22 protein-coding genes are annotated in these 24294 nt (G+C 50.1%); 9 read left to right on the top strand and 13 right to left on the bottom strand.

Annotation, left to right across the window (positions count from 1 at the left end; genetic code table 11):
- Positions 1–75: 75 nt before the first annotated feature.
- Positions 76–618: a hypothetical protein gene (locus AOC34_RS10235; protein WP_159074828.1), complete on the top strand. Its 543-nt coding sequence runs from the start codon at positions 76–78 to the stop codon at positions 616–618.
- Between the two features lie 36 nt (positions 619–654).
- Entirely contained in the window at positions 655–1086 is a 432-nt protein-coding gene (locus AOC34_RS06195) for a glycine zipper family protein (protein ID WP_108469248.1), read from the top strand.
- A 6-nt stretch (positions 1087–1092) separates the two neighbouring features.
- On the opposite strand, the gene AOC34_RS06190 is transcribed toward AOC34_RS06195, so the two are convergent.
- Both AOC34_RS06190 and modA read right to left on the bottom strand, forming a co-directional pair.
- Positions 1093–2322, bottom strand: coding sequence for a GTP-binding protein (locus tag AOC34_RS06190; RefSeq protein ID WP_108469247.1), 1230 nt, complete (start codon positions 2320–2322; stop codon positions 1093–1095).
- Between the two features lie 54 nt (positions 2323–2376).
- Positions 2377–3132, bottom strand: coding sequence for a molybdate ABC transporter substrate-binding protein (modA, locus tag AOC34_RS06185; RefSeq protein ID WP_108470089.1), 756 nt, complete (start codon positions 3130–3132; stop codon positions 2377–2379).
- A gap of 134 nt (positions 3133–3266) precedes the next feature.
- On the opposite strand from modA, the gene AOC34_RS06180 reads away from it, so the two are divergent.
- Positions 3267–3635 (top strand): hypothetical protein, encoded by a 369-nt coding sequence (locus AOC34_RS06180; protein ID WP_199908275.1) that lies wholly within the window; start codon positions 3267–3269, stop codon positions 3633–3635.
- A complete protein-coding gene (ppk2, locus tag AOC34_RS06175; RefSeq protein ID WP_108469246.1) occupies positions 3635–4408 on the top strand; it encodes a polyphosphate kinase 2 in 774 nt (257 codons plus the stop codon). Before AOC34_RS06180 ends, ppk2 begins: the two co-directional genes overlap by 1 nt.
- Before the next feature lie 34 nt (positions 4409–4442).
- Here the strand turns inward: ppk2 and AOC34_RS06170 are convergent, their stop codons facing one another.
- The 5 genes from AOC34_RS06170 to trxA form a co-directional block, all read right to left on the bottom strand.
- Entirely contained in the window at positions 4443–5831 is a 1389-nt protein-coding gene (locus tag AOC34_RS06170) for an MATE family efflux transporter (protein ID WP_108469245.1), read from the bottom strand.
- Positions 5832–5977: 146 nt separating this feature from the next.
- Complete coding sequence (locus AOC34_RS06165) at positions 5978–7696, bottom strand: ArnT family glycosyltransferase (RefSeq protein WP_108469244.1); 1719 nt, start codon at positions 7694–7696, stop codon at positions 5978–5980.
- A gap of 116 nt (positions 7697–7812) precedes the next feature.
- Positions 7813–8175 carry a type B 50S ribosomal protein L31 gene (locus AOC34_RS06160; protein WP_108469243.1) on the bottom strand — a complete coding sequence of 121 codons (363 nt, stop codon included), beginning with the start codon at positions 8173–8175 and terminating at the stop codon, positions 7813–7815.
- Between the two features lie 179 nt (positions 8176–8354).
- A complete protein-coding gene (gene rho, locus AOC34_RS06155) occupies positions 8355–9617 on the bottom strand; it encodes a transcription termination factor Rho (RefSeq protein ID WP_108469242.1) in 1263 nt (420 codons plus the stop codon).
- A 329-nt stretch (positions 9618–9946) separates the two neighbouring features.
- Positions 9947–10273 carry a thioredoxin TrxA gene (trxA, locus tag AOC34_RS06150; protein ID WP_108469241.1) on the bottom strand — a complete coding sequence of 109 codons (327 nt, stop codon included), beginning with the start codon at positions 10271–10273 and terminating at the stop codon, positions 9947–9949.
- 97 nt (positions 10274–10370) lie between these two features.
- Between trxA and AOC34_RS06145 the strand changes: the two genes are divergently transcribed.
- Positions 10371–13391 (top strand): PD-(D/E)XK nuclease family protein, encoded by a 3021-nt coding sequence (locus AOC34_RS06145; RefSeq protein WP_108469240.1) that lies wholly within the window; start codon positions 10371–10373, stop codon positions 13389–13391.
- Positions 13388–16954: a UvrD-helicase domain-containing protein gene (locus AOC34_RS06140; RefSeq protein ID WP_234408057.1), complete on the top strand. Its 3567-nt coding sequence runs from the start codon at positions 13388–13390 to the stop codon at positions 16952–16954. Before AOC34_RS06145 ends, AOC34_RS06140 begins: the two co-directional genes overlap by 4 nt.
- Before the next feature lie 10 nt (positions 16955–16964).
- Here AOC34_RS06140 and AOC34_RS06135 read toward each other — a convergent pair whose 3' ends face one another.
- The 3 genes from AOC34_RS06135 to AOC34_RS10400 are packed head-to-tail and all read right to left on the bottom strand — an operon-like array spanning position 16965 to position 18237.
- Positions 16965–17624, bottom strand: coding sequence for a putative quorum-sensing-regulated virulence factor (locus AOC34_RS06135; protein WP_108469239.1), 660 nt, complete (start codon positions 17622–17624; stop codon positions 16965–16967).
- A gap of 30 nt (positions 17625–17654) precedes the next feature.
- Entirely contained in the window at positions 17655–18035 is a 381-nt protein-coding gene (locus tag AOC34_RS06130; protein ID WP_234408056.1) for a HigA family addiction module antitoxin, read from the bottom strand.
- A complete protein-coding gene (locus tag AOC34_RS10400; RefSeq protein WP_108469237.1) occupies positions 17962–18237 on the bottom strand; it encodes a type II toxin-antitoxin system RelE/ParE family toxin in 276 nt (91 codons plus the stop codon). The genes AOC34_RS06130 and AOC34_RS10400 overlap by 74 nt, the downstream gene beginning before the upstream one ends.
- A 181-nt stretch (positions 18238–18418) precedes the next feature.
- Here AOC34_RS10400 and AOC34_RS06120 point away from each other — a divergent pair, with 181 nt between their 5' ends.
- Positions 18419–19087 (top strand): glycosyltransferase family 2 protein, encoded by a 669-nt coding sequence (locus AOC34_RS06120; RefSeq protein WP_108469236.1) that lies wholly within the window; start codon positions 18419–18421, stop codon positions 19085–19087.
- 25 nt (positions 19088–19112) lie between these two features.
- Here AOC34_RS06120 and AOC34_RS06115 read toward each other — a convergent pair whose 3' ends face one another.
- From AOC34_RS06115 to AOC34_RS06105, 3 genes are read right to left on the bottom strand one after another with little or no spacing between them, the layout of a single operon-like run.
- A complete protein-coding gene (locus AOC34_RS06115; protein WP_108469235.1) occupies positions 19113–19631 on the bottom strand; it encodes a chromate transporter in 519 nt (172 codons plus the stop codon).
- Positions 19632–20210 (bottom strand): chromate transporter, encoded by a 579-nt coding sequence (locus tag AOC34_RS06110; RefSeq protein ID WP_159074827.1) that lies wholly within the window; start codon positions 20208–20210, stop codon positions 19632–19634. It abuts the gene before it with no gap.
- A gap of 8 nt (positions 20211–20218) precedes the next feature.
- Entirely contained in the window at positions 20219–21049 is an 831-nt protein-coding gene (locus AOC34_RS06105) for a CYTH domain-containing protein (RefSeq protein WP_159074826.1), read from the bottom strand.
- A 248-nt stretch (positions 21050–21297) separates the two neighbouring features.
- Here AOC34_RS06105 and AOC34_RS06100 point away from each other — a divergent pair, with 248 nt between their 5' ends.
- Both AOC34_RS06100 and AOC34_RS06095 read left to right on the top strand, forming a co-directional pair.
- Entirely contained in the window at positions 21298–22449 is a 1152-nt protein-coding gene (locus tag AOC34_RS06100) for a hypothetical protein (protein ID WP_108469232.1), read from the top strand.
- 60 nt (positions 22450–22509) lie between these two features.
- Complete coding sequence (locus AOC34_RS06095) at positions 22510–24273, top strand: ABC transporter transmembrane domain-containing protein (RefSeq protein WP_108469231.1); 1764 nt, start codon at positions 22510–22512, stop codon at positions 24271–24273.
- Positions 24274–24294 lie beyond the last annotated feature (21 nt).

Genomic DNA, 24294 nt, shown 5'->3' with positions numbered 1-24294 from the left:
ATTAAAGTAGAAGTGCTAAATTGATCCATGCACTGAGGTTTTCAATCTTCACTGCCTAACTATTGGGGATATGCGATGACTCCATCCGCAAATACGCCTGAATTGCTAAAGAAAGCTACCGATATCTGGGTTTGTGGCATGGCGGGCCTATGCCTTGCAATCGCATTGATGGCATTGCCAACGCCCGCCAGCGCGGGTGGATGGAATGTCGCTGTCGGCGTTTCTGGTGGCAATGGCTATCGCCCAATTGCATATGGACCTGGTTATGGAGCGCCTTATGGACCTGGATTTAGACGAGGGTACTGGAATGGTGGCCCTTACGGTTACGGTGGCTGGGGAGCAGGGTGGAACGGAGCCTGGGGCAATGGATGGGGATACCCGGCCGGATACCCATACGCGTTTAGCCCACCACCTGCAGTGTATGTGCAGCCAGTTCTAGTTGAACCCATTGTTTTGGCGGCCCAAGCCCAGCCCCCAGTTTGGTATTTTTGTGCATCCGCTGCACAGTATTTCCCGAATGTAGGGGCATGCCCTGAAGGTTGGCTGATTCAGTCTGCGGTACCTCCGCCACAAACACAAAGCCAACAAAAACCTTCTAATCCTGCGCGTATTAATTAGCGACTATTCCTACCGTTTTATTTGAAAGACCTACCTATGACTCGTTTTCTTGTTCCCTTTGCACTCATACTGACCTTAGCGGCCTGCGCATCAGCGCCCACCGGCCCAACCGTTACGGTAATGCCAAGAGAAGGCAAGCCATTTGATGTATTCCAAAAAGAAGATCAGGAGTGCAGAAGCTTCGCAGCTAAAGCCGTGGAAGATACCTCGAATGCCGCACTGAAGCAGGGTGCTACCAGCGCATTGATTGGTGCTGCGATTGGCGCTGCTGCTGGAGCAGTCATTCAAGGAGGAAGTAGTCAGAACATTGGAACAGGAGCAGGCATTGGTCTGCTGGGTGGCTCGGCGATGGGCGCCATGGGCGCATCCAATAAAGAAGATCAAGCACAAACCCAATACAACATTGCTTATCAGCAGTGCATGTACGCTAAGGGCAATCAGGTTCCCAGCTTTAGGCCTCTGCGGTAAGCCGTTTTAGTTTTCGATACTGTCCCAAACTGGAAAAGGGTCTTCGACCGATTTCCAGTGGGATTGCGGTAGGGATTTTTCAGCAGCAGTAAGCTCGCATGCCTTCAGAGTCGACTCAATTGCTAATCGATCAAGGTGCTGGCCAATAAACACAATTTCATTGACGCGATCGCCATAGGGCTCTTCCCAGCTTTCTAATATGTCTACGTATTCGGGGTCATTTTTATCTGGCCAATCCGCACGCTCGGTTGCGGCCCACCAGTAACCAGCCGGCTCTACATTGGCAATGTTGCCGGACCTCGAATAGGCGATGGCCCATTCAGGACGACTGGCTAACCAAACATAGCCTTTAGCCCGCAAAACGCCAGTCAGTGGCAACTCTAAGAAGGCCGCAAAGCGAACTGGATCGAGCGGCTCGCGCGAGGTGTAAATAAAACTCTGGATGCCATACTCCTCGGTTTCGGGGGTATGTTGTCCCTCTAGTTCCCGGATCCAGCCCGGCATCCCACTAGCCTCTTCAAAATCAAACAGCTGCGTTCCTAAAATCGCTTTCAGGGGAACGTCTCCCTGGTTTGCATAAATTACCTTAGCACTTGGGTTAAGGGCTTTCACTACGGCCGTCACTTTTGCGAGTTGCTGCTCATCTACTAAATCAATCTTGCTAATGACAATGACGTTCGCAAACTCAATTTGCTCAGTGAGCAGACTAGCCAAACTGCGATTATCGGTTTCGTCCGCAATGGTTCCTCGATCAGCCAGCAGGTCTTCGGAGTGATAGTCCTTAAATAAATTGACAGCATCAACTACGGTGACCATCGTATCCAAATGGGCAACTTCACTTAGTGAGTTTCCTTCCTCATCTTCAAAATCAAAGGTCGCAGCAACAGGCATCGGCTCTCCAATGCCGGTCGACTCAATCAGGAGGTAGTCAAATCGATTTTCTTGGGCTAACTTGCGCACTTCGACAAGCAAGTCCTCGCGGAGCGTGCAGCAAATGCAGCCATTACTCATTTCGATTAATTTTTCATCGGTTCGGGAGAGGGCTCCGCCTGCATTGGCGCTGCCTTTGCTAATGAGGGAAGCGTCAATGTTGAGCTCACTCATGTCATTCACGATGACAGCAACTTTCAGACCCTCTCGATTGGCTAGAATTCGATTGAGTAGGGTGGTTTTACCTGCGCCCAAAAAACCCGATAAAACGGTGACCGGAAGACGCTTTTCTAGATTGTGCTGCATCGGGATGCCTTTATTGTGCTTGGTCCGTTTGGATAGTTTTATACCGTAAGAAGCTTACGGTATTTGATAGCCAAAGGTTCGCAATATGGCCTGCGCTTTGGGCGATTGCATAAATTGATAGAGAGCGACAGCTTCCTGAGGTGCATTTTTCATCAGAACCATACGTTGCTGGATTGGCTCATAGAGCGCAGGATTTAAAACCAGATACTCCGTCTCTTTCGCAACCCCTGGCGCCAATGCCAAGGATAGGGCGGTAAAGCCAATATCGGCTGATCCGCTGGCAACATACATGGTTGCCATACTGATGTTATCGCCATAGACGAGTTTGTCTTTAGCCAGATCCCAGAGGCCTTCGGCTTTTAGATAGTCGACTGCTGCTTTACCATAGGGCGCTAATTCTGGTTTTGCAATGGCAATCTTATTAGCTTGTTTAATGGCCTTCGTGAGCTCTGCTTTACTACTCCCAATCGCGATGCCCTTTGATTTTTTACTAAGCAAGGCAATTTTGCCGATGGCATAGACCTTGCCTTCATCCCTTGTCATTTTGCGCTTAAAGAGTTCCAGTGGGTAGCTCTCATCTGCCGAGATAAAGAGCGAAAACGGCGCGCCATTCAAAATCTGGGCGGAGATATTGCCGGATGACCCATAGATCACCCGAAAATCACCCTTGTGATCCACTTTGAATTCTTTCTCAATGGCAAGAAAGGCATCCTTCATGTTCGCCGCAACCGCTATCGTGCTGACCTGAGCGTGGGCTGCAGTAAAAAATATGAAAAAGAGCAGGCTTAGGATGGATTTGATAAATACCATGCGCTTATTGTAATCGGGCGCCCGCATCAAAAAAATGGTCCTAAATTGTCACAATCCCTTGAAATCACTACTAAATCGTCATACGATGATCCGATAGTAGTTTATTAAATCGCACGAATCTGGAGGGAATCTACATGAGCACTACAAAGACTATTAAAAAATTAACTAAACAACTCGATAAGCTCGATGCCACAAAAAGTGCTGTTTTAAAGAAGCTGGATAAAGCGAGGGCGTCTAAAGCAGCAAACGATGCCAAAAAAGAGGCAGTAAAACAGAAAAAAGCGGCCAAAAAGGCAGCCAGCAAGAAAGTGGCCGCCAAAAAAGTCGTAGCAAGGAAAGCGCCCGCCAAAAAAGCCATAGCGAAGAAAGCTCCCGCCAAAAAAGCCGCAGTGAAAAGACCAGCTGCTAAAAAAGCAGCGGCAAAAAGACCGGCAGCTAAAAAAGTGGCCGTGAAAGCCAGCCCTCCTACAAATACTTTACCAACAGGCAATACTGGCGCTTAATGACCAAGAATGCGGTTCAGGATGTTGATTCGAGTAATTACGAAACAGAACTGCACGCCTTACAGATTGAGCTCGTCAAGGTACAGAAATCCCTGATTGCCAATGGTAATCAGATATTGGTTATTTTGGAAGGCCGAGATGCCGCTGGTAAAGACGGCACGATCAAGGCGATTACCGAGCATCTGAGTCCGCGCGAGACCCGGATAGTTGCCTTGGGCAAGCCGTCCGATGTGGAAGCGGACCAATGGTACTTTCAGCGCTACATCGCCCAGCTACCTAAACGAGGTGAATTCGTCCTCTTTAATCGGAGCTGGTACAACCGGGCTGGTGTTGAGATGGTGATGGGCTTTTGCAGCAAAGCACAATACGCTACATTTATGTCCACCGTTAATCCGCTGGAATCGATCTTGATTCAGTCGGGCGTCACTGTTTTGAAGTACTACTTGGATATTTCCAAGAAAGAGCAGAAGGAGCGGCTTGAGTCGCGCGAGCAGGATCCCCTTAAGCAGTGGAAGATCAGCCCGATTGACCAGCAGGCCCAAAAGAAATGGAATGCGTACAGTACCTACCGCAATGCCATGTTACTGAAGACCAGTACAGCAGAAGCGCCCTGGACCATCGTGCGCGCCAACAATAAAAAACAAGCGCACCTCAATTTAATTCGGGATCTTTTATTACGAATTAACTATGCCGGTAAAGATAAAAAAATGGCAGCGCCGGATCAGAGCATCGCGTTTCGATGGAATGGCAAAGTCAGTGCTTTAGAAAAGTAGAAACGGGCTTATATTCAGTCCTGGCGAATCCCGATTAAACCAATACCGGCGGATGCGTTTTCTGAAAGCGGATTGCAGTGCGCTTGAAGAGGTATAGCAGGAAGACAGCAGCAACCCCTAAGCTCAGGCTATTGGCCGCCCAAAAGCCACTTGCACCTTGCAATGCTAATGGCACATTGCCGGTGATATTAAATCCTAATAGATAGCCGCCACCTAGCCCGACGCCCCAAAGTGAGAGGGCATAAATGAGCATTGGCCAAAAAGCAATGCGGTAGGCGCGCAGAATAAAAGCAGCGCTGACTTGCAGGGCATCAAATATTTGATAGAAGGCGATAAACAAAAAGAGCGGAACCGCAAACTGTTTTACTTCCTCTGGGGGGTCGTATAAATTAAGCAACTCTGTTCTAAAAAACCAGGCCGTAAGACCAATGACGGCGCAAGCAGTAGTCGTAAAAAAGACCGAGGACCATCCAATCTGCTCGGCCTTCGATTGTTGATTGGCGCCAATCGATTGCGATACCAAGGTCATGGTTGCAATGGATAGGGATAAAGGAACCATGTAGATTACGGTGCCAATATTGGCCACAATTTGATGCCCGGCCAAGGCTTCCGTGCCAAGGCGGGCAATAAAGAGCGACATAAACGTAAATGAGGTTACTTCTATGAGGTAACTAAAACCAATTGGCATGCCCAGTCTAAGCATGACCCCGATGCGGTGAAGATCGGGTTTGCTAAACCGAGTGAATAGAGCAAAGGGCTTATAAAAACGTCCAGCAATCACAATCCACAAGGTGATGAGTAGCCAAAGCCAATTGATGATGACGGTTGCTACTGCGCAGCCGGGGCCTCCCATGCCTTCAATGCCAAAAGCGCCATAGATAAATAAATAGTTGAGCGGGAACTTTGCGGCCAAGCCGATCAGTTGCACGATCGTAATGATGGTTGGCCGAGATACGGCATTGTGCAGGGCAATGAGTACGCGCATGGCCATGCTGGCAGGTAATCCCAGCACTAAGATGTGCATGTATAAACTGGCTTTTGCATGGATCTCGGGACTGACTTGCGAAATGTCTAAGATCAAATCGGCATTCCAAAGAACCAGTGCGCCGAATAGGCTCAGCAGAATTGCAAGCCAGATGGCTTGACGAACTTCCTCGCCGATCTCGTCATATCGTTTTGCGCCAAACAGTTGACCCGCAATGGGAGCCAATGCCGAAACAACACCGGTAAGGCCCACGTACACGCTAATAAATATCGCCGAAGCCATGGCTAATGCTGCCAAATCATCTGCAGAGTAACGCGCCGTCATGGCGGTGTCGAGGACTCCAAAGGCAATCACAGCCAGCTGACCCACTAGCAATGGACCTGCTAACTTAAGCAATGCTGGAATATCTTCGCGTAAGCGAGAGAGCCTTAGAAGCATGGGAAAGAGTTAATCAGCGACAAGAGGCCGACTGTAATGTTTGTGTTCTTCAAGTAGCCATTTTACTGCGTCGCCGATAGCTGCATATGCAGTGATGTTTAGGTCGTGTTCAGATGGATCTAAACAGACACATTTGATGCATTGAGTTACTCAGGAGTAACGCGGTAAAGCCGCAAGCGCTCAGCACGATCGGCTGCGCGCCGGTCTTCCCAAAGCAAGGTAATGGTTTTTTGATTGAGGCTAGCATAGGCCTTTGCTTCTAATTGACTGTGGGTCAATACATAGGGACAGCTGGCATCATCCCGCAAGGGAAGTTTGGTGAAGTAACTGAAAGAGGCTAGCTGCGAGGAGCCAATATTGCTGGTATCAATGCAGCGAGCGTCTTTGGGGACTGCTTGCACCAAGCGCTCCGCAACAAAGCGGTAGGTTTTGGCGTAATTAATCGTAGATAGCCAAAGGGTCATTAGAAGTACCCACATTAATACGGTACCCGAGGCAGAAATAATTAAGCAGCGCCAGATCACTTTGGGTGCGCGCGAAGTGCGCCAGCGAATCACCGCAATCCATAGCCCGGTAATGCCAATCGCAGTCACAAAGGCACTAAGACTAAATTGGGCTTGATAGCCCGGAATAAATCGCGCCACATTGGCTGCAGTGCTGGCCGGAAAGCCCGTTACTTTTGCGAGCCAAATCACCCAAATGGCTAAACCAATCAGGGTGAAGCTGAGCATCGCCAGCCAATCAATAAAGCTAATGAGATTGCGCTTCAGAATCGGCAAGCTAAAAATAGCCAGAATGGCCATGGGCGGAATCAACACAATCAAATCATGTTCGTTAGCATCAACTCGGAGCAGTACGTAGATGATTCCACTCAATATAAGGCCCAGCGGAATGCATAAATGCGGCGCTCGCCAAGACCCCGCACTTTTTTCACGAGCCCAATGCACCATTGCCACGATGGCGAGCGGCCATACTGGCCAGGCGTAGAGCCAGAAGTTCACACCTAAGAAACCCATGGATTCAGCGGAAGGACTACTCTGCATCGGTGGCACATTGAGCCAGGCATCCAATGCATTAGCCCGCTGGGATTCATTTAAATCAAATAGGGACCAGAGCAAGGGCCAAAGCGCAAAGCCGATCAAACCCAATACGACCGAAGTGAGTGACCAGCGAAAGCGTAATCGTGCATTGCTGATAAATACGGCACTGACGGTTGCCAATGCAACGAGGATGGTGAGGTATAAATTACTGGAGAGTGCCAAGACCATGATGCCTAGACCCGTCCATGCACCACCTTGCCATGGCTTATCAAGCCCGCGCACCGTGCCATAAAGAACCAAGCTGATGCCCATCAATTGGGCCATCATGGGCGTGGTTTCATGAGCGCGCTGCGCCAAGCCAACGCAGGCTAAGAATATAAGCAGAGCGCCATCTGCCAAAGTCATGCCATAGGCTTTGGACTGCGGTTGACCACCTACCGCTAGCGCCATCGGTTGCACTTCACGCCGGCGTCCTAATAGATAGGTCGCGTACCAAATAGCAATAGCAGCTGCAAAAAAACACAGGGCTGAATAAAGACGGCTAGCGTTTGCTAAACCAATTAGAGGCCCAAAGCATTCCATGAGAAAGCCGCCGAGCCAGTAGGGCAGTGGTGCGCCCAGGGCTGCTTCCCGGCCAGCTAAGTGGGGGACGAGCCAATCCTGCAGGCTGCCTTGGTATGCCGTGAACATGCCACCAAAGCCAATGGCATCCTCAGTCTTCCAAGGATCGCGTTGGAATAAGCCAGCCAAGCCATAGATTAGGGTTAGCGCAAAGATAACCGTGCGCGGAATCGATGTAGTAGCGGCGGCGGTGAGTTTAACCATGCGAATGGTGTGAGTGAAGTTGCATTAAGGCGATATTAATTTCAGCTAAGAAAAAAGGCAGCACAGGCTGCCTTTTGAGTATTGCGGGAGAAGCGCAGCTTACTCCCACGTAATCATTACGCCTTCTTGACAGCTGCTTTTTTGGCTGCTGGTTTTTCAGCGGCTTTGGTTTCAGCAGCAGCTGCTTTTTTCTCAGCGGTTTTAGCAGCGCCATCGCCAGTTGCCTTAGCAACGGCTTTGCTACCAAACTTCTGACGGAATTTCTCAACCCGACCAGCAGTATCCATAATCTTCTGGGTGCCGGTGTAGAACGGATGGGACTCTGAAGAGGTCTCAATTTTGGAGAGCGGATATTCTTTGCCGTCTTCCCATTTCACGGTTTCTTTGGTGGTGATGGTCGAGCGGGTCTTAAAGCTGAAGTTGTTGGAAACATCGACAAAAACAACTTCGCGGTAATCAGGGTGAATGCCAGGTTTCATAAGTGTCCTTATTGCAGGTAGCCGTTTCAGTTCCAGTGAGAGAAGTGAAATACTTGCCCAGGTAAAAGTAAATGCAACGGTGAATCAAAAAAGCCACACCTAAGGGTGTCGCAAAAACGAAATTATGCCATGAAATCAATAAGAAAGGCTAGATTTGCCATCTATCTAGCCTAGGCTTCTTAGCCTCCACGGCGCATTAGATCGAAGAATTCGCCATTGTTCTTAGTCGACTTGAGCTTATCGACGATGAAGTTCATTGCCTCAATATCGTCCATATCGGCCAATAACTTACGTAAAACCCAGATTTTTTGGAGATTTTCTGGCTTGACCAGCAATTCCTCGCGGCGGGTGCCGGATTTATTGAGGTTAATTGCAGGATAGACCCGGCGCTCAGCTAAGCGACGCTCGAGGTGGACTTCCATATTGCCGGTGCCCTTAAATTCTTCATAAATCAGGTCATCCATGCGGCTGCCGGTTTCAATCAAGGCGGTGGCCAAAATCGTTAAGGAGCCACCTTCTTCAATATTACGGGCTGCGCCGAAGAAGCGTTTTGGACGCTGCAAGGCATTGGCATCAACACCGCCCGACAATACTTTGCCAGACGATGGCACGACGGTGTTGTACGCGCGAGCGAGGCGGGTAATCGAGTCGAGCAAAATAATCACGTCTTTTTTCATTTCCACCAAGCGCTTGGCTTTTTCAATCACCATCTCGGCTACTTGAACGTGGCGCACTGCAGGCTCATCAAAGGTAGAGGCAACGACTTCACCGCGAACGGAGCGCTGCATTTCAGTAACCTCTTCAGGGCGCTCATCAACGAGCAGCACAATCAGAATGGCGTCCGGAAAATTGCTTGAGATGGCGTGGGCAATGTGCTGCATCATCACCGTCTTACCTGACTTGGGTGAAGATACGATTAAGCCGCGCTGACCGAAGCCAATTGGCGAGATCATATCGATGATGCGACCCGTTAAATTCTCTTCGGCTTTAATGTCGCGCTCTAAATGAATGGTGCGATTGGGGTGAAGGGGCGTCAAGTTCTCGAACATGATGCGGTTCTTCAGGGCCTCTGGCGCTAAGCCATTGATCTTATCGACCTTGACCAGTGCAAAGTAACGCTCACCATCCTTTGGTGTGCGAACTTCACCTTCAACGCTATCGCCCGTATGCAGATTAAAGCGACGAATTTGGGCGGGCGAAATGTAAATGTCATCAGGTGAAGCCATGTACGAGGCTTCTGGGGAACGTAAAAAGCCAAAGCCGTCTGGCAATACTTCGAGTACGCCATCACCGAATACGGATTCACCCGACTTAGCCCGCTTTTTCAGAATCGCAAACATCAACTCTTGTTTGCGCATCCGCTGGGTATTTTCAATCTCGAGGCTAGCTGCCATCTCGAGGAGGGCGGAAACGTGGAGTACTTTTAATTCAGTTAATTGCATTGTGTTTAGTCGTATCAGTAGAAAAGTGGGGGGGCTGGTTGCTACCAGAAAGGCGGCGAGCCAAAAGGGATGGTTTACGTTACGTTAGTAGGAAGTCAAAATCAAATGGGCGCGACAAAAAATGAGCTTGGAATCAATCAGGGGAAAAAATCAAGAAACAAAGATGAGGGGGATGTAGAACCAGAAATGGGGAAGCACTGAATAGTGCGTTTAAAGGATATTACACCAAAAAAGGCATTTGGCAAGACTGGGGGTCAATTAAGCGAGATTTACCCAAAAGGGTCTGAAACCAAGACAGGCTCGAATAGTGAGCCTGTCTTGCGGGATACTTAAATATTGCCGTCGATGAAGGCGGCCAACTGGGATTTAGACAGGGCGCCTACTTTTTGGGCTGCTACTGCACCCCCTTTAAATAGGATCAAGGTTGGAATGCCGCGAATATTAAACTGCGCTGGAACGCCTTGGTTCTCATCCACATTCATTTTGGCGATTTGGATTTTGTCGCCGTACTCGGTCGACAGCTCTTCCAAAATAGGACCAATCATTTTGCAAGGACCGCACCACTCTGCCCAAAAATCAAGCAAAACAGGCTTATCGGATTTGAGAACATCTTGCTCGAATGAAGCGTCACTCACGTATTTAATGCCGGCACCCATGAAAAATTCCTTATTTATTAGTATGTCGAAGCTTATATTAGCAATAAGCCAGCTTTTCTGCCTAAAACAACAGATTACCGCATAAATCCGATTACCCATGAAAACCCCCGCCGCCTTTCCGACTATCCCTTTGCGTGACGCGCCAGGGTATGGGCAGTCGCTGGAGTGGTCTGTTCCTCCCGACCGGAACGCTTTAGAAACCCTCTCTGGCGGCATATGGAATGTGGCAAAGCAAACCGGTCAGCGGCCACTGGTGGTACTCAGTACAGCTGGACCATTAATGGCCTTGCGTAGTAGCTTGGAGCGCCATCGCCCCGCAGGCATCGCACCCCAGATTGCCTTTTTGCCGGAGGTGATGAGCTTGAGTGATTGGTTGGGATCGGCTCCGCAAAGCTGGACTTTTCCCAAGACGCAAACCCCTTTGGAGCGATGGTTGGCGGTGTATGCCGCACTGCAAGCCCACCCCAAATTGCGCGCCTGGTTTAAGGCAGAGAGTGAGGCTGGCGCCTGGGGTTTGGCTCAAGCGATTATTGCTGCGTGCGATACCTTATCGAGTGCCGTTTTATCTCAGTCTGCATTACTAATGGTGCCTCAGCAGGGCGCTGCATCCAGTGATGCATGGCAAGGCCTACTAGCGAAGTTGCTGGAAGAGGCTATTGAAGAGGCGTATCCAGCACTAGCCCGCAAAGTCGTTGATCGAGAGGCGGAAGTATTGCTGCTCTTTTGGCGTTACCTCAGTGATGCGGGTAATCCGATCGTGCGCAAGCACCTTGCGCTCGCGGCACACCAAGAGGCTGCTAAAAAAGTGCAGCATGCAAGGCCTTTTGTTTGGGTTCAAACCGCCGATGGACTGGCAAGTGATCGCGCTGTGATGCAGCGCTTTATGGATGCGTACGCAGTCCATGCTCCAGTAATTGATATCAGTCTCAATTGGAGCGATGTGGGTTTGTGGCCCGAAGCTTTATCAGCAGGAGAGGCTGAAGCAAGCCAAGCAAGCCAAGCAAGCCAAGCAAAGCAAGACGCGATCCACAATGCTAAAGCTGCGTATCGAGGTCAGTGGCGTTTGCTTTCGGCTAATCGATTTGAAGAGTTAGCATGGATGGCGGCCAAAAGCGTTGAAGAGCACATCATCGCTGGTAAGAAAAACATCGCGCTGGTTGCGCAAGACCGTTTGGCTGCGCGACGGACGCGCGCGCTGTTGGCACGCTTTGGTCCAGCGCTCGCGATTCAGGATGAAACCGGCTGGAAGTTATCAACGACACGCGCTGCAGCAGCAGTGCATAGTTGGCTCTCCCTCATTCGAGCCCCTAAAGAAGGTCCTAGCGCCGCCGACCTATTGGAGTTTTTACAAAACCCGTTTGTTGATATCCCAGCCATCTTAGGAAAGGACCCCCAAGACTGCAACGGCTTGATTGCTGAACTGGAAGATCGACTGATCGCCAGTCAAGCTCATTCCGGATGGGAATCCTTTTACATTGCCATGGAAGGGGTGCGCTACGGTACTGTGTTTCGTCAAGCGCCAGCCAATCCATTGCTATTGGAATTATTGCAGTTCGTGCGCGGCCGAACCGTACAGTGGCGCAGTAAAAACGTGGATGTCAGTCAGGCATACCAGCAGTTGCAGGCCGACATCACCGCATTCGGTATGGCAACCACCTTAGCCGACGATTCTGCTGGCAAGCAATTGCTCGATGTACTCCTGACCTTAGAGATGCCCATGCAGCCCAATAGCATCAAGTCAATTCAGTTGCGACTAAGTGAGTGGATCAACCTCTTAAGCTCCGCCATTGAGGAGGCTTCATATCAAGAGGGCAGTAAGCAGGCAGAGGCCAATCTCAGTATCTTGCCCTTAAGCTCGACTCGCTTACGGGAATTCGATGCCGTGGTTATGGTCGGCTGTGATGAAAATCAGTTACCCGCTTTTTCGGAGCCGCCTTTGTTTTTTTCAGAAGCGCTTAATCGATTGCTACACGGATCGACCATTGAAAACGAATTCAAACAACAAGCACGTGACCTCTCGCAATTATTAGTTAGTTGCCCTGCAGTGGACTTGCTCTGGCAAAGTAAAAGCAGCAATGGTGAGCCCATTCGGGCCGCAGCATGGATTCAGCGCTTGCAAATGGCCTTACCAGAATGGAAGTTGGAAACCCAAACGACCTGCTCTGGCGGTGTAAAACGCGTCGGCGCCAGCGTGCGCATGGACAGCGCCAGCGCGACGCCCAATGCAGCATTGCCTTTGCCTTTATCGATGAGCCCAAGTGCGTATCGCACCTTACGGGACTGTCCTTATCGCTACTATGTTCGCAGCTTGCTGGGCTTACGTAAGCAGCATGGCTTTGATGAGGGCATCGATGCCTCTTTGGCTGGGCAAACCATTCATGCGGTATTACATCAATTTTTCCGCGCACTCAAAACCCACGAGCAAACTGATTTGGCTGCGATTGCCTACGGCAGTGACAATCGACGTACGTGGATGACGCAGCATTTAAACCAGACGTCTGAACGGATCTTTGCTCGGTTTATTGAAGGTGACGAGCGCGTGCTCGGCGTACTGCGCGATTGGCAGAAACAAATTCCGAGCTTTATTGAGTGGCAGCTGCAGCGCGAGGCCGAAGGCTGGCATTACCTCGATGGTGAAATCCATGTCGGTTTTGATTTGCCGTTCACAACTGAGGACGGAGACCTGCGGATGATGCGGATCGAAGGGTATGTGGATCGCATCGATACTCATATTGATTCGGCAAGCGCAGCAGTGCTCGACTATAAGCACCAGACAGTAAAAAAAGTACGCGATCGTGCCGAGAGCGTCTTAGATGATCCACAGTTATTAATCTACGCGCGCGCGGTAACGGATGCCGAATCGAATGTACCGATGCAAGGTCGAGTCGTGACGGATGCAGAGTGGGTCGCGCTAAAAACCGAATTAAAAAATGGCCATGGCAGCGCAGAGCGTTCGGTTGCGGTTGCCGACCTCGCCGATACGGCAATCCAATCCATGGCGCAAATCACCGAGGATGTCGAGCTCTTGTGGGCGCGCAAAACCCTCAATGCATTTGCACCCGATAGCGTGTGTCGCTATTGTGAGTCGCGCGGCATTTGCAGAAAGGGGATGTGGTGAGCCCAGTCCAATCCAGCCAGCAACGCGCGTGTGATCCAGCACGCTCCGTGATGGTTTCTGCCTGCGCGGGTAGCGGCAAGACCTGGCTGCTAGTAGCGCGTCTGGTTCGCATCCTATTGGCTGGCGCTAAACCCCATGAAATTCTCGCACTGACCTTTACCCGTAAGGCTGCGCAAGAGATGCGCGAGCGTTTGTATGGTCTCTTAGAGCAATTTGCTAGAAGCGATGAGGCGACATTGATTGCCGCGCTAGTCGAGCGCGGCCTCAATGATGCCGAGGCTAGATCTGCCATACCGCAAGCCCGCGCCTTATATGAAACCGTACTCGCAAGTCCGCAAGCGATTGTGATTGATACTTTCCATGGCTGGTTCGGCAAGCTCTTGGGCGCCGCTCCAGTATCGATCGGCATTCAGCCAGGATTTAGTTTGCGCGAAGACAGTAAGCGCCTCCAAGAAGAATGTTTAGCCGATTGGTGGAGTCAAGTGCCCAAGGAGCTTAAGCCCCATTACGAATCACTTCTGCAGCAGCTCGGCGCCCATGAAACTCTGCAGTTCTTAACCGGTAGCTATAGCGCATTTAAGCAACGGGGCGCGTGGACTTTCTTTGAAGCACGCTGCGCTGAGCAAGGCATGAGCCCCATTCAGAAGCTAGAGCAACTGCTGACGCAGCTCCGTGCTCCCGATGCAGTAGTGCAGATGTGGAATGCCCCGAATACCCTTGCCGACTTAGAGCTCCTGGCACGCTGCTTTGCCAATAGTACGCAAACGGAAAAAAAATACTGTGCAGTGATTGAAAGCGCAATCAACGCTAAAAAATCCGGGTTGGATATAACACAAGAGCATGCATTAGTTGCAGCGCTGGAAGCGATTTTCCTGACGAAAGACAAAACAGCACGTACCGCCAATGCCAAAGTATCCGCTGATCTAAAAAAATGGCTAAGCAAAGCGGATCAAGGCATCAGTGAGTCCAGTTACCTCGATTGTAAAGAGGCCTGGGCAGATGCATTTTTGGCCAATGTCCAGCGCGATCGCGAAGCGGCCGCCTTACAACTCAATACCGCCTGGTTTGCGATGAGCGCTGCCATGCTTGCTCATGTGCAGGCGTGCAAAGAGGCAATGCGCGTACGTGATTTTGATGACTTGGAGATTGGGGTGAGTCAGCTCATGGCAGATTCAAGTCATGCCGCCTACCTTCAGGCTCGTCTGGATTCACGCTACCAGCATATCTTGATTGACGAGTTTCAGGATACCAATCCCCTGCAATGGCAAATCCTACGGTCGTGGCTAGAAGGGTATGGTGCCGATACAAGCAAGCCGAGTATTTTCATTGTGGGCGATCCAAAGCAATCGATTTACCGTTTTCGGCGGGCCGATCCGCGCTTATTTGATACTGCAAAAACCTTTTTGCAAAGCGAGCTGAGCGCCGACTTCATTCAGCTGGATGTAACACGCCGTAATGCACCCGCCATTAATAGCGCTGTTAATCGCACATTTTCGAGTGAACTCTTACCTGAAAGCTACCCGTACACCCTCCAAACTACGGCATGGACAGCGCCAAACTCGATTGATGCAGAAGCAAATGTAGCCAATCAGGGCGAGGCCTATTTACTTCCCTTGATTCCTTTGGAGGAGCACGAGGTAAGGGAGCGTTTTGGCAATGCCTTTGCAGGTCCACTGCCGGATGCCAGTGAGACCGGCGCCGTGATGCAGCGCTATCGCGAGGGCCGGCGCGTTGCTCAAATTATTCGCGAGGTGATGCAAACGCGCCGAGTGCTGGAGCTGGTGAATGGCCAACCGGTGTGGCGTGATCCAAGGCCAAGTGATTTCTTATTATTAGTAAAACGCCGCCAGTACTTACCGCAATACGAGCGCGCCATGCGTGAAGCTGGACTGGCATTTGAGAGTTCACGGCTTGGGGGTTTATTAAATACCCTTGAGATTGATGATCTGATCGCGCTCCTAACAGTATTGGTGACGCCGCGCCATGATTTGCCACTAGCGCAGGTATTACGCAGCCCTCTTTTTGGCGCAAGCGAAGACCAAATGCAGTCGCTAGCGATTGCGCTCGCAAGTGAGGGCTACCGATCGTGGTGGGATGCTTTGCAAGCCAGCTCAGATCCAGCTTTACTGAAAGCAGGGCGATACCTCGAGCACTGGCGTGTTTTGGGTGAGCACTTACCAGTACATGACTTGCTTGATCAAATCTACGCAGAAAATGATGTACGCATGCGCTATGCAATTGCATCTGATGATTTACTTCGGCCGCAGGTTTTAGCGAACATCGATGCCTTTTTAGAACTTGCCCTCAATCACGATGGCGGACGCTATCCGAGTTTGGGTCGCTTCATTGCTGAGATAAAAGCGATGCGCCAAGGCGACGATGATGAAACCCCCGATGAAGGGGAGATGGATCTGGAAAGCGAGGCCGCAGAATCCATTGAGCTGGATGATGGGGGTGGGCTTTCTGAGGCGGACCGCAACAAACGCGTACGCATGATGACCGTCCACGGCGCCAAAGGATTGGAAGCGCCATTTGTGGTGTTGCTGGACACCAATCACACCACCGGCATGAGTCAGCACCGCGGCATCTTGCTTGACTGGCCCCCCAATGAGCCGGCACCAATTCATTTATCTGCATTTACCAAAGACACTATTACTAGCCCCCGCACGCAGATTCAGGAAGAAGAGCAGCGCATTGCCGCAAATGAAAACTGGAATGCGCTGTACGTAGCCATGACCCGTGCCAAGCAAGGACTGTGGATTTGTGGCGTCGCAAAATCCTCCACTAAAGAAGAAGGCGTTGATGTCAATTCTTGGTATTACCGCATTCAATCGGCGGAGCTGCCTGACTTTGCGATATCCGAGGGGGCGGCAACGGCACCGAATGAAGATAAATCTACGGCGCAAAGCCAAAGCAATACCAGCATGCCATTCTCGATTGATGACTTTGTCATCGAGTGGGATGTGGCGCAATCCAGCCATGCTCTGCAGCTGGCAAATATAGAGGGTGGAATTGCGAAGACTGACGCAGTAGACGATCTAGCAGAGCCCGAGCTTGATCCCCGTATTTTGGAAGATGGCGTGTATTTCCATGCGCTTTTGGAGTGCTGCACACTCCAAAGCGGCAGCACTATCTCGGACTTGCCTAGCCTTGCCTACACCATGAATTGGTTTGGCATTGATGAGGCAAGGGCTACGCTAGCCCTATCTCGGGCGAAAGCAGTCTTGCAAACCGAGATCTTGAAACCCTATTTACTAGAAGGTGAGTGGATTCAGGCTTGGAATGAAATCGATGTACTCATGACGACCGATGAAAACGAATCCGCTCCAGATGAAAAAAATAAAAAGACCATTCACACGCGCTTTGATCGTTTAGTTGAGTTTGCTGATCGCTTAGTGATTTTGGATTACAAACTCAGCTTGCCTAAGGAAGGTGATCGCAAATCCGCGCTATATCAAAAGCAGTTGCAACAGTACGTGAGCGGCCTACAGCGCATCCGACACGATAAACCCATTGAGGCGTATTTAGTTTCGGCAGCGGGAGAGCTGCTGCAGCTGGTTTGAGGCTACTCTACTAGCGAGCCTCTAAGGCTTTGCGTAAGTAAGGGTCAATATCACCTTGGCCGAGTAACCAGCGTTTGTAGTCGGCAGGCACATCGGCGATGGCCATCCCTTTGTGTTTACCAAAGGGCATGACGCTGGGTGACCTGGCGTTTTCAGAGGCGAGCCAGAGTGCTTCCATGCTAACTATGGATCGAGCTTGGCAAATATGCTGCAAGATAACAGCGCAGATACCGACATCAGCCAGCGCGCTATGGGCATTTTTTAGCATGTCCTTTGCATTTTTGCGATCCAGAAAATAGAGGAGGGCACTTTGGTTGTGGCTATCGAGCTCCGGCCAAATCGATCGAGCCAAGGCTAAGGTACAAATGCGCTTGATATCAGGATTGCCAATCGCCGCCCAATCAAAATCGACATTGTGACCAATCATGTACTGCGTATCTGCTGGCAGAGCAAAGGAGCTGCTTGGCGGGCAATCGATTAGCTCTTCATCCAAGATGTGGTGCGTTGCTAAAGCCCCGAGACTAATCGGCTTGCCTGGGTTATAGCGCTGCACCCAGGGATTGCCAGTCGTAAATGGACTCAAGGAGCTTAGCTCAAGCCATGCCGCCTCAATAATGACCGGATTGTTCTTATCGGTTGCTTCGGTATCAAAAATGATGGCGCTGGGCATGGGTAAGGCCTCAATGAATGGGTTTAATAATTATGCCGCCAACAGATCACTGTAAGCAGGAATGCGCGGCAGGATTTTTTTTAATTTACGTTCTGCTTGCCATAAATCATAACGGGACTGCATCTCAATCCAAAGCTGCGGACCATTGCCTAAAAAAGTACCCAATCGTAAGGCAAGCTCTGGGGAGATAGCGCTGCGTTCGGACAGAACAGCATGCAAGGTTTGTCTGGAGATGCCCAAGTGCCTCGCAAACTCCGATACAGAGATCTTTAGTGTTGGGTAGACATCCTCTCGTAAGATGGCCCCTGGATGCGTTGGAGGGCGCTTGCGTAATGTATTAATGGTAATTCTCCAAGTTGATAAAGCGGGCACTGCTTTCATGCCACTCAAACGTAATACACCAAGGTCCATTCACATGAATACTGTAGCGTTTAGGTTTCCCCTCTAGCCCATGAAAATTAAATCCTGGCACATTTAAATCAGACAGAAGGGTTGCTGAATCAATTGCATCCAATCGCCTTAAAATTCGCTCCACTAAAACGGACTGAATTCGACTGCTTTTCCCATCGTTGTATAGCTCACGCAGCCCTTTGTGAATAAATGACTCAATCATTTACTAATTTTAAATGAGGGCTATATGTGTAAAGTATAACCTTACAGTAAAAAAGGGTCAAGGATGCTATTTGTATTTTTAGTGCCTAAAACTACAGGCATCCTCAAAAAATACATTCCCTTATTTCGTCATTAATAGCACTGTAAAGAAAGAGTCGTAATACTGTGCTCTAATCGCGCCCATGATTACAGTTGTTATCGCCTCGTATCGATACGGGCACCTCGCAGCACATTGCATTGAGTCGCTGCTCTCGCAAAGCTGTATGCCGGAGCGCATTTTATTCGTGGATGATGGCGCGCATGACTGTAGCCACCTGCCAATACTCTATCCCGACATTGAGTATGTTCTACGCCCACACAATTTAGGCACCGTAGCCAATTTTCAGGACATGCTTTCTCGGGTAGAAACCGAGTACGTTCTCTTTATTGGTGCCGATAATTGGCTGCGCTCCGATTCCATTGAGTTACTTGCCGCCAATGCGGGTGCTGATGTTGTGACCTATGACATCGTTGTTACGGGGGAACTGAAGGCAGAGATCACCTTGCGCGTTCCTGGCCAAACGCAGCTTCACCAAGGCGATTTGTATTGGGATCGGCAAGGCCTGCACCATGGCTCGATGATGTATCGCACTGCGCTCGGTAAGCAAATTGGCTACCAAAAGCGCTTTGCTGACCGTTATAATCCACAAGAAGACTGGAATCTTTGGGACAAGATGCAAGAGCAGGGCGCTTCGGTTTCCAGCATTCAGGAGGGTTTGCTCTATTACCGCCGTCACCGTGAAAACTTCTTAAAGTACGGGGAGGCAGATTACGCACCTCGCTTACATGTGCTTGAGGCGCAGACCTCATAATTACTCAGCAGTAATACGAGGGTAATTAAAGCAATCCCTGTACCGCAAACGGTATTCCGGCCGCCACTATAACGAGGACTGGATTTACTTTGGTGCGGACCAAGACAATAAAGGCGACGAGAGCAAGCCCAAAGGTAAAAGGGGTAACGGCTGCAGCCTTACCAACCGCATAAACTCCAGAAACCATTAAGCCAATCGAAATTGGCTCCAGTGCATTTTGAATTGCTCTGCGCCAAGGGCTCTCACCCATCTTGATCCACAGGCGCCCTACAAATAAACATAGGACGCTGGAAGGAATGAAGAAGGACAAAAAAACCACCGCAGCGCCAAGCATTCCCGCGACTTGTAAGCCGATCACCAAGACCATGAGCATATTGGGGCCTGGCGCCAATTGACCCAAACTATATATATGTACAAATCGATCATGAGTCAGGTCGAACTGATGCAATAAGATCGATTGCATCTCGGGCAGAACTGCTGTTCCGCCGCCGACCGCAAGTAAAGATAGCAACCCAAACGTTAAGGCAAGGTGAATCAGTACCATTTAGCTACTGCCTTTGGGGCGATAAATAAAGAGGCTGATTGGCGCCATAATTGCAAGCACTTCCAGCAGTGGGAGCTTGACGATGCTCATTAAAACAAAAGTGGCTGCAATCAAGATAAGGGAGATGGGTTTTTTCCAATGCGCATCACCAATCCGATACGTTACTGCTGCTAGTAGGCCGGTAGCGCCAGCTGCAATGCCTGTTAATAGTAAAACCGTAATGGCATGATCGGTTAGTGCGGTATAGACAAGGCCAAGTAAAAGAATGATGGCTGACCCGGGTAAGACCAGCCCGAGTAAGGCAATGATTGATCCCTTGATACCCCTTAAGTAGTCGCCAGTTAAGATTGCTAAATTGACAGAATTAAGCCCGGGCATGGTTTGGCTGATGGCCAGGTATGCCATAAACTGATCAGCATTAAGCCATTTACGCTTCTCGACCAACAGGATTCGCTCATAGGCAATAATGCCGCCACCAAAGCTGACTGCACCCACAATTAAAAATTGCAGAAACAAATCGGCTAATGGAGCGTTCGGTTTAGTAAGGCCTGCGGATGGAGTCGGCGATGAAGTCAGCACGATTCGTTTTATTCCGGCTTGCCGTATACCAAGGCAGTTTTAGTACTGCCTATCTCTAGCCAGCTCTCCAGCTCAAACTGCAATGCACTAAAAAAAGCATCGGCCCGTTTATGCGCTTTTACTTGCGCGCGATTCTCATCGGTCACTCTATAAGCAAAGGCAAGCTCGCCCACAATGGGGTCGCCAACGCCGCGCATCCAAATAGCGATTTCGCAATGGGCTTGCACACCGTCACCAAAAACCAAATTACCCAATGGCAAACAGGCCTCTAAAATTTTATTGGTACTGCCTCCGACGATGCGGATCGGTGTCTTTTTATCTAAGGATTCGATTTCGAGTTTAGGAAAAAAACGGCTAACCCCTGCAAAACTGCGATCAAATACATTGTCTAGTAACACCGCATCCAGAATGGCATTGTGGGAATACAGGACGCGCGTTGAACCCAATTTATCGCCGCGCAATATCTCCTCTTTTAAACGCAGGCGGTACTTCAGGCCTTTTTTAGGGCTAGGGTCTACAGCAATGGCGTCTTTGATCTCGTGCGAGCGGTGCTTTAAGGTCACCTCGCACCAATCATCGACCCAGATATTTTGACGGGACTCACGTACCCGCAAAATCAGATTATTTTGCCGAAAGTGCTCGCTAGCCGTATCGAAAAAATAGATATTGCGTAATGCGGTATTGGCATTATCGAGATGAAAGAATCCCACCTTCTTCTTATTGCAAAAGAGGCGAATTTGCTCGCTCAATTTCGTGATACGACTCAATCGATCTAGGCCTTGCGGCTTAATCAAGAGTTTGAATTCACGATTGGTAATGCGTTTGTGCGGCTTAGTCATACAAAGCAGATCCATGAGTGTGGTGATCTCTCCCATCCTAAAGCTACTGGGGCGAACTTCGCTATTTTAAGAAATACACCCAAAAATACTAATCGAATCAATTATTTAAACGAATGCGGGTATACGCTTACGCACCAAGATAGTGAATGCCATGGAAATAGTTTAGGCTTATAAATTGAGTGGGTATTAATTCCCCCACGGCAGAAGAGTAAGCCTTTTGCTGATTTTAAGTACGCGAGACGAAACGAATGCACACGAGCGCTGTGGAGACCCAAGCATTGACCCATGCCCAAGCCATTGGCTTTGCCATGCTGCTTGCAGGTCACATCGATTCAGAAAGACGTCTGCGGCAAGCGCAGCGCTGCTTGCGCTACCTTGGTATCGATAACTTCGTTGATTGCAGCTTAAGTACAGGTGGAAATGAGCGCCACCTCCATTTTCGGGCGAGCCATCGCTTGCTTGCCTTGTGCCCTGATTTTGATACCGCCAATATCACCACTTTCTTGCGTACACACCAGCCACAAAAGGATCCGGCGCTGATGAGCGAGATCATCTTGGCAATGGCGCTTAGCCCTAATGTTGTTTACTTTGACAGTGTGCAGGAACTGAAAAGCAATCTACGGATGCGCTGCACTGTAGTGAACGCAGCCTCACGCACTGAGTTGAACTTCGACACTAGCTCAATCACTCGCCCGCAGGCATATTGGATTTACACCAAAGAGAATGGATTTTTACTCCGCCAAGGCGTTTCACTGGCAGATGGATTGGAGCGGGCGCTATGCCCTGATGTCAGCGGATATACCTATGCTTTTTCATGCCAACGTGCCTCGGAATACCTCATACTGTATGCGGTCGTACGCGAGTTGCAAAAGGTGAATAAAACAGGCTTAAATGACGTAGAGCAGCAGTGGCGCAAGCGCGCCTTAACGGGGGATGATTTCCTGTTTCGTTTTTTAGGGGAGCGAGGCACCCGTGAAAATCCGATGCCGATGCACTATTACATTCCAGGGGATCGCATTTGGTTTAAAAACCCCGACGACCATTCGTCCGATATTGAAGGGTTTGAGGGTTCCTGGGTTATTTATTTAGGCGGCGGGCGCTTCTGCAATTTATGGGATTGCCGAAGTCCCTACACGCTCGAAGAGAAGTGCCTAGAGATTTATTACTGGAGTCAATGCGTGGAAGTAAGTCCTGCGGGCGTTCCGTGGATGAATGAGGCCGTAGTCAAAGAGCGCGTTCAATTGGCCCTCGATGATCCGGTGATTAAAAAGCCAATACTGCAGAAGATGATGGTCTATCGTGACCCTACTGGCGTGTATGCCGATGGCGGATGCATTGATTTAAGTCGCGATTCATTTAGCGCGCTGAGTAATATATCGGAGCGCATGCAATCCGTTTAACAGTATTGATTTCGCCCTGAAATCAACCTAGGCTGGTGATATCACTTACACTCGCCTTCTATGGCATCCAAACTCAATAGCTTGACCCGCTGGCTTCGCGATTACCGTGTTCTATCCCGCTACCGAATCCAGTGGATATTGGCCTGCCTTTTTCTGTTGTTAGCGGCAGCAGCGACCCTGGCGGTACCGCTGGCCTTCCGAGGGGTGGTTGACACTGGCTTAACCAGTGATGCGATTGATCTGCAGTTCATCTACTTATTGTTATTGGCGGCGTTCTTGGCGGTGATGACCGCCAGTCGCTTTTATATGATGTCATGGTTAGGTGAGCGAGTTGTTGCTGATATTCGGCAACGCGTTTTTGAAAACGTCTTACGGCAAAGCCCCCGTTACTTTGAGACCCTGCAAACCGGGGAAGTCTTATCGCGCTTAACGAGCGACACAACCTTAGTGCAAACCTTGGTAGGCTCGAGCATATCCATGGCACTCCGCAGCTTAGTCATGTTGATTGGTGGTATGACCATGATGCTGGTGACGAGTGCTTGGCTCGCGGGCGTGATGATTGTGCTGCTTGCCATCATTGTCTTGCCGCTCTGGGCGCTAGGCCGCCGCGTACGAAAAATGTCGCGTACCAGTCAAGATAAGGTCGCCGATACCAGTGCTATGGCTGGAGAGGTTCTGAATGCCATCACTACGGTGCAAGCATTTACGCGTGAGCCGCATGAACAGCAACGTTTCAATGCTGCAGTAGAAACTGCCTTTGTGGAAGCGAAGAAACGCATCACCATGCGCTCAGTATTAACTGCCATGGCAATTGTGATGTCCTTTGGCGTAATTGTGTTTGTGCTGTGGATTGGAGCGCAGCAGGTGACTGCTGGCGTAATGACCTTAGGCGAGCTAACCCAATTTGTACTCTATGCCGTATTGATCGCCGGATCGATTGGCGCGTTATCCGAGACCTGGGGTGATTTGCAGCGTGCTGCTGGCGCCATGGAGCGCTTGGTGGAATTAATGCAAGCGCCGCCCGACTTGGTTTATGGTAACACTGCTGCAGGCCAAGAATTAATCATATCGCCATCCAGAGCAGTAGATCAGTCCGATGCGGTGGCATTCCAGGACGTGTCATTTGCTTATTCATCTCGCCCTGACTTTATGGCCATTAATCACCTTTCCTTTGCTGTGCCCCAAGGCGCTCGGTATGCGCTAGTAGGTCCATCCGGCGCTGGTAAAAGCACCTTGTTTGCGCTGCTCTTACGCTTTTATGCGCCGACGGCTGGGCAGATTGCCATTTTGGGACAGGACATTACCCAATGGCCCGTTAGCGAGTTGCGCAATTTAATCGGTATCGTTCCGCAAGAGCCCGTCATCTTTGCATCCAGTGCCATGGAAAACATTCGCTATGGAAAATTGGATGCAAGCGATGAAGAGGTAATTGCAGCTGCAAAAACGGCGCATGCCGATGGTTTTATTTCTGCCTTGCCCCAAGGCTACGCTAGTTTTCTAGGGGAGCGCGGCGTGCGCTTGTCTGGCGGACAAAAGCAGCGGATCTCCATTGCCAGGGCGATATTGAAGAACCCACCCATCTTGCTCTTGGATGAGGCAACCAGCGCCCTTGACGCAGAATCTGAGCGGGAAGTGCAGCTGGCATTGGATAGCGTACTCCCAGGAAGAACGTCGCTTACCATCGCCCACCGCTTAGCGACGGTACTGCGCGCAGATTCGATCTTGGTTTTAGAGGAAGGGCGGATCGTAGAGCAGGGCAGTCATGCTGATTTAATTCAGCAAGGTGGATTGTATGCACGCTTGGCCGACTTGCAATTTGCATAAGAGCCAGCTTAAAACCAGCAA

It is taken from the genome of Polynucleobacter difficilis, from assembly GCF_003065365.1.
Lineage (GTDB): Bacteria > Pseudomonadota > Gammaproteobacteria > Burkholderiales > Burkholderiaceae > Polynucleobacter > Polynucleobacter difficilis.
This window is presented reverse-complemented; position numbering and strand designations above follow the sequence as displayed.

Excerpts from the sequence above, each read along its gene's own strand:
- AOC34_RS10235 (WP_159074828.1), top strand. The coding sequence starts at position 76 with ATGACTCCATCCGCAAATACGCCTGAATTGCTAAAGAAAGCTACCGAT.
- AOC34_RS06195 (WP_108469248.1), top strand. The coding sequence starts at position 655 with ATGACTCGTTTTCTTGTTCCCTTTGCACTCATACTGACCTTAGCGGCC.
- AOC34_RS06190 (WP_108469247.1), bottom strand. The coding sequence starts at position 2,322 with ATGCAGCACAATCTAGAAAAGCGTCTTCCGGTCACCGTTTTATCGGGT.
- modA (WP_108470089.1), bottom strand. The coding sequence starts at position 3,132 with ATGGTATTTATCAAATCCATCCTAAGCCTGCTCTTTTTCATATTTTTT.
- AOC34_RS06180 (WP_199908275.1), top strand. The coding sequence starts at position 3,267 with ATGAGCACTACAAAGACTATTAAAAAATTAACTAAACAACTCGATAAG.
- ppk2 (WP_108469246.1), top strand. The coding sequence starts at position 3,635 with ATGACCAAGAATGCGGTTCAGGATGTTGATTCGAGTAATTACGAAACA.
- AOC34_RS06170 (WP_108469245.1), bottom strand. The coding sequence starts at position 5,831 with ATGCTTCTAAGGCTCTCTCGCTTACGCGAAGATATTCCAGCATTGCTT.
- AOC34_RS06165 (WP_108469244.1), bottom strand. The coding sequence starts at position 7,696 with ATGGTTAAACTCACCGCCGCCGCTACTACATCGATTCCGCGCACGGTT.
- AOC34_RS06160 (WP_108469243.1), bottom strand. The coding sequence starts at position 8,175 with ATGAAACCTGGCATTCACCCTGATTACCGCGAAGTTGTTTTTGTCGAT.
- rho (WP_108469242.1), bottom strand. The coding sequence starts at position 9,617 with ATGCAATTAACTGAATTAAAAGTACTCCACGTTTCCGCCCTCCTCGAG.
- trxA (WP_108469241.1), bottom strand. The coding sequence starts at position 10,273 with ATGGGTGCCGGCATTAAATACGTGAGTGACGCTTCATTCGAGCAAGAT.
- AOC34_RS06145 (WP_108469240.1), top strand. The coding sequence starts at position 10,371 with ATGAAAACCCCCGCCGCCTTTCCGACTATCCCTTTGCGTGACGCGCCA.
- AOC34_RS06135 (WP_108469239.1), bottom strand. The coding sequence starts at position 17,624 with ATGCCCAGCGCCATCATTTTTGATACCGAAGCAACCGATAAGAACAAT.
- AOC34_RS06130 (WP_234408056.1), bottom strand. The coding sequence starts at position 18,035 with ATGGACCTTGGTGTATTACGTTTGAGTGGCATGAAAGCAGTGCCCGCT.
- AOC34_RS10400 (WP_108469237.1), bottom strand. The coding sequence starts at position 18,237 with ATGATTGAGTCATTTATTCACAAAGGGCTGCGTGAGCTATACAACGAT.
- AOC34_RS06120 (WP_108469236.1), top strand. The coding sequence starts at position 18,419 with ATGATTACAGTTGTTATCGCCTCGTATCGATACGGGCACCTCGCAGCA.
- AOC34_RS06115 (WP_108469235.1), bottom strand. The coding sequence starts at position 19,631 with ATGGTACTGATTCACCTTGCCTTAACGTTTGGGTTGCTATCTTTACTT.
- AOC34_RS06105 (WP_159074826.1), bottom strand. The coding sequence starts at position 21,049 with ATGACTAAGCCGCACAAACGCATTACCAATCGTGAATTCAAACTCTTG.
- AOC34_RS06100 (WP_108469232.1), top strand. The coding sequence starts at position 21,298 with ATGCACACGAGCGCTGTGGAGACCCAAGCATTGACCCATGCCCAAGCC.
- AOC34_RS06095 (WP_108469231.1), top strand. The coding sequence starts at position 22,510 with ATGGCATCCAAACTCAATAGCTTGACCCGCTGGCTTCGCGATTACCGT.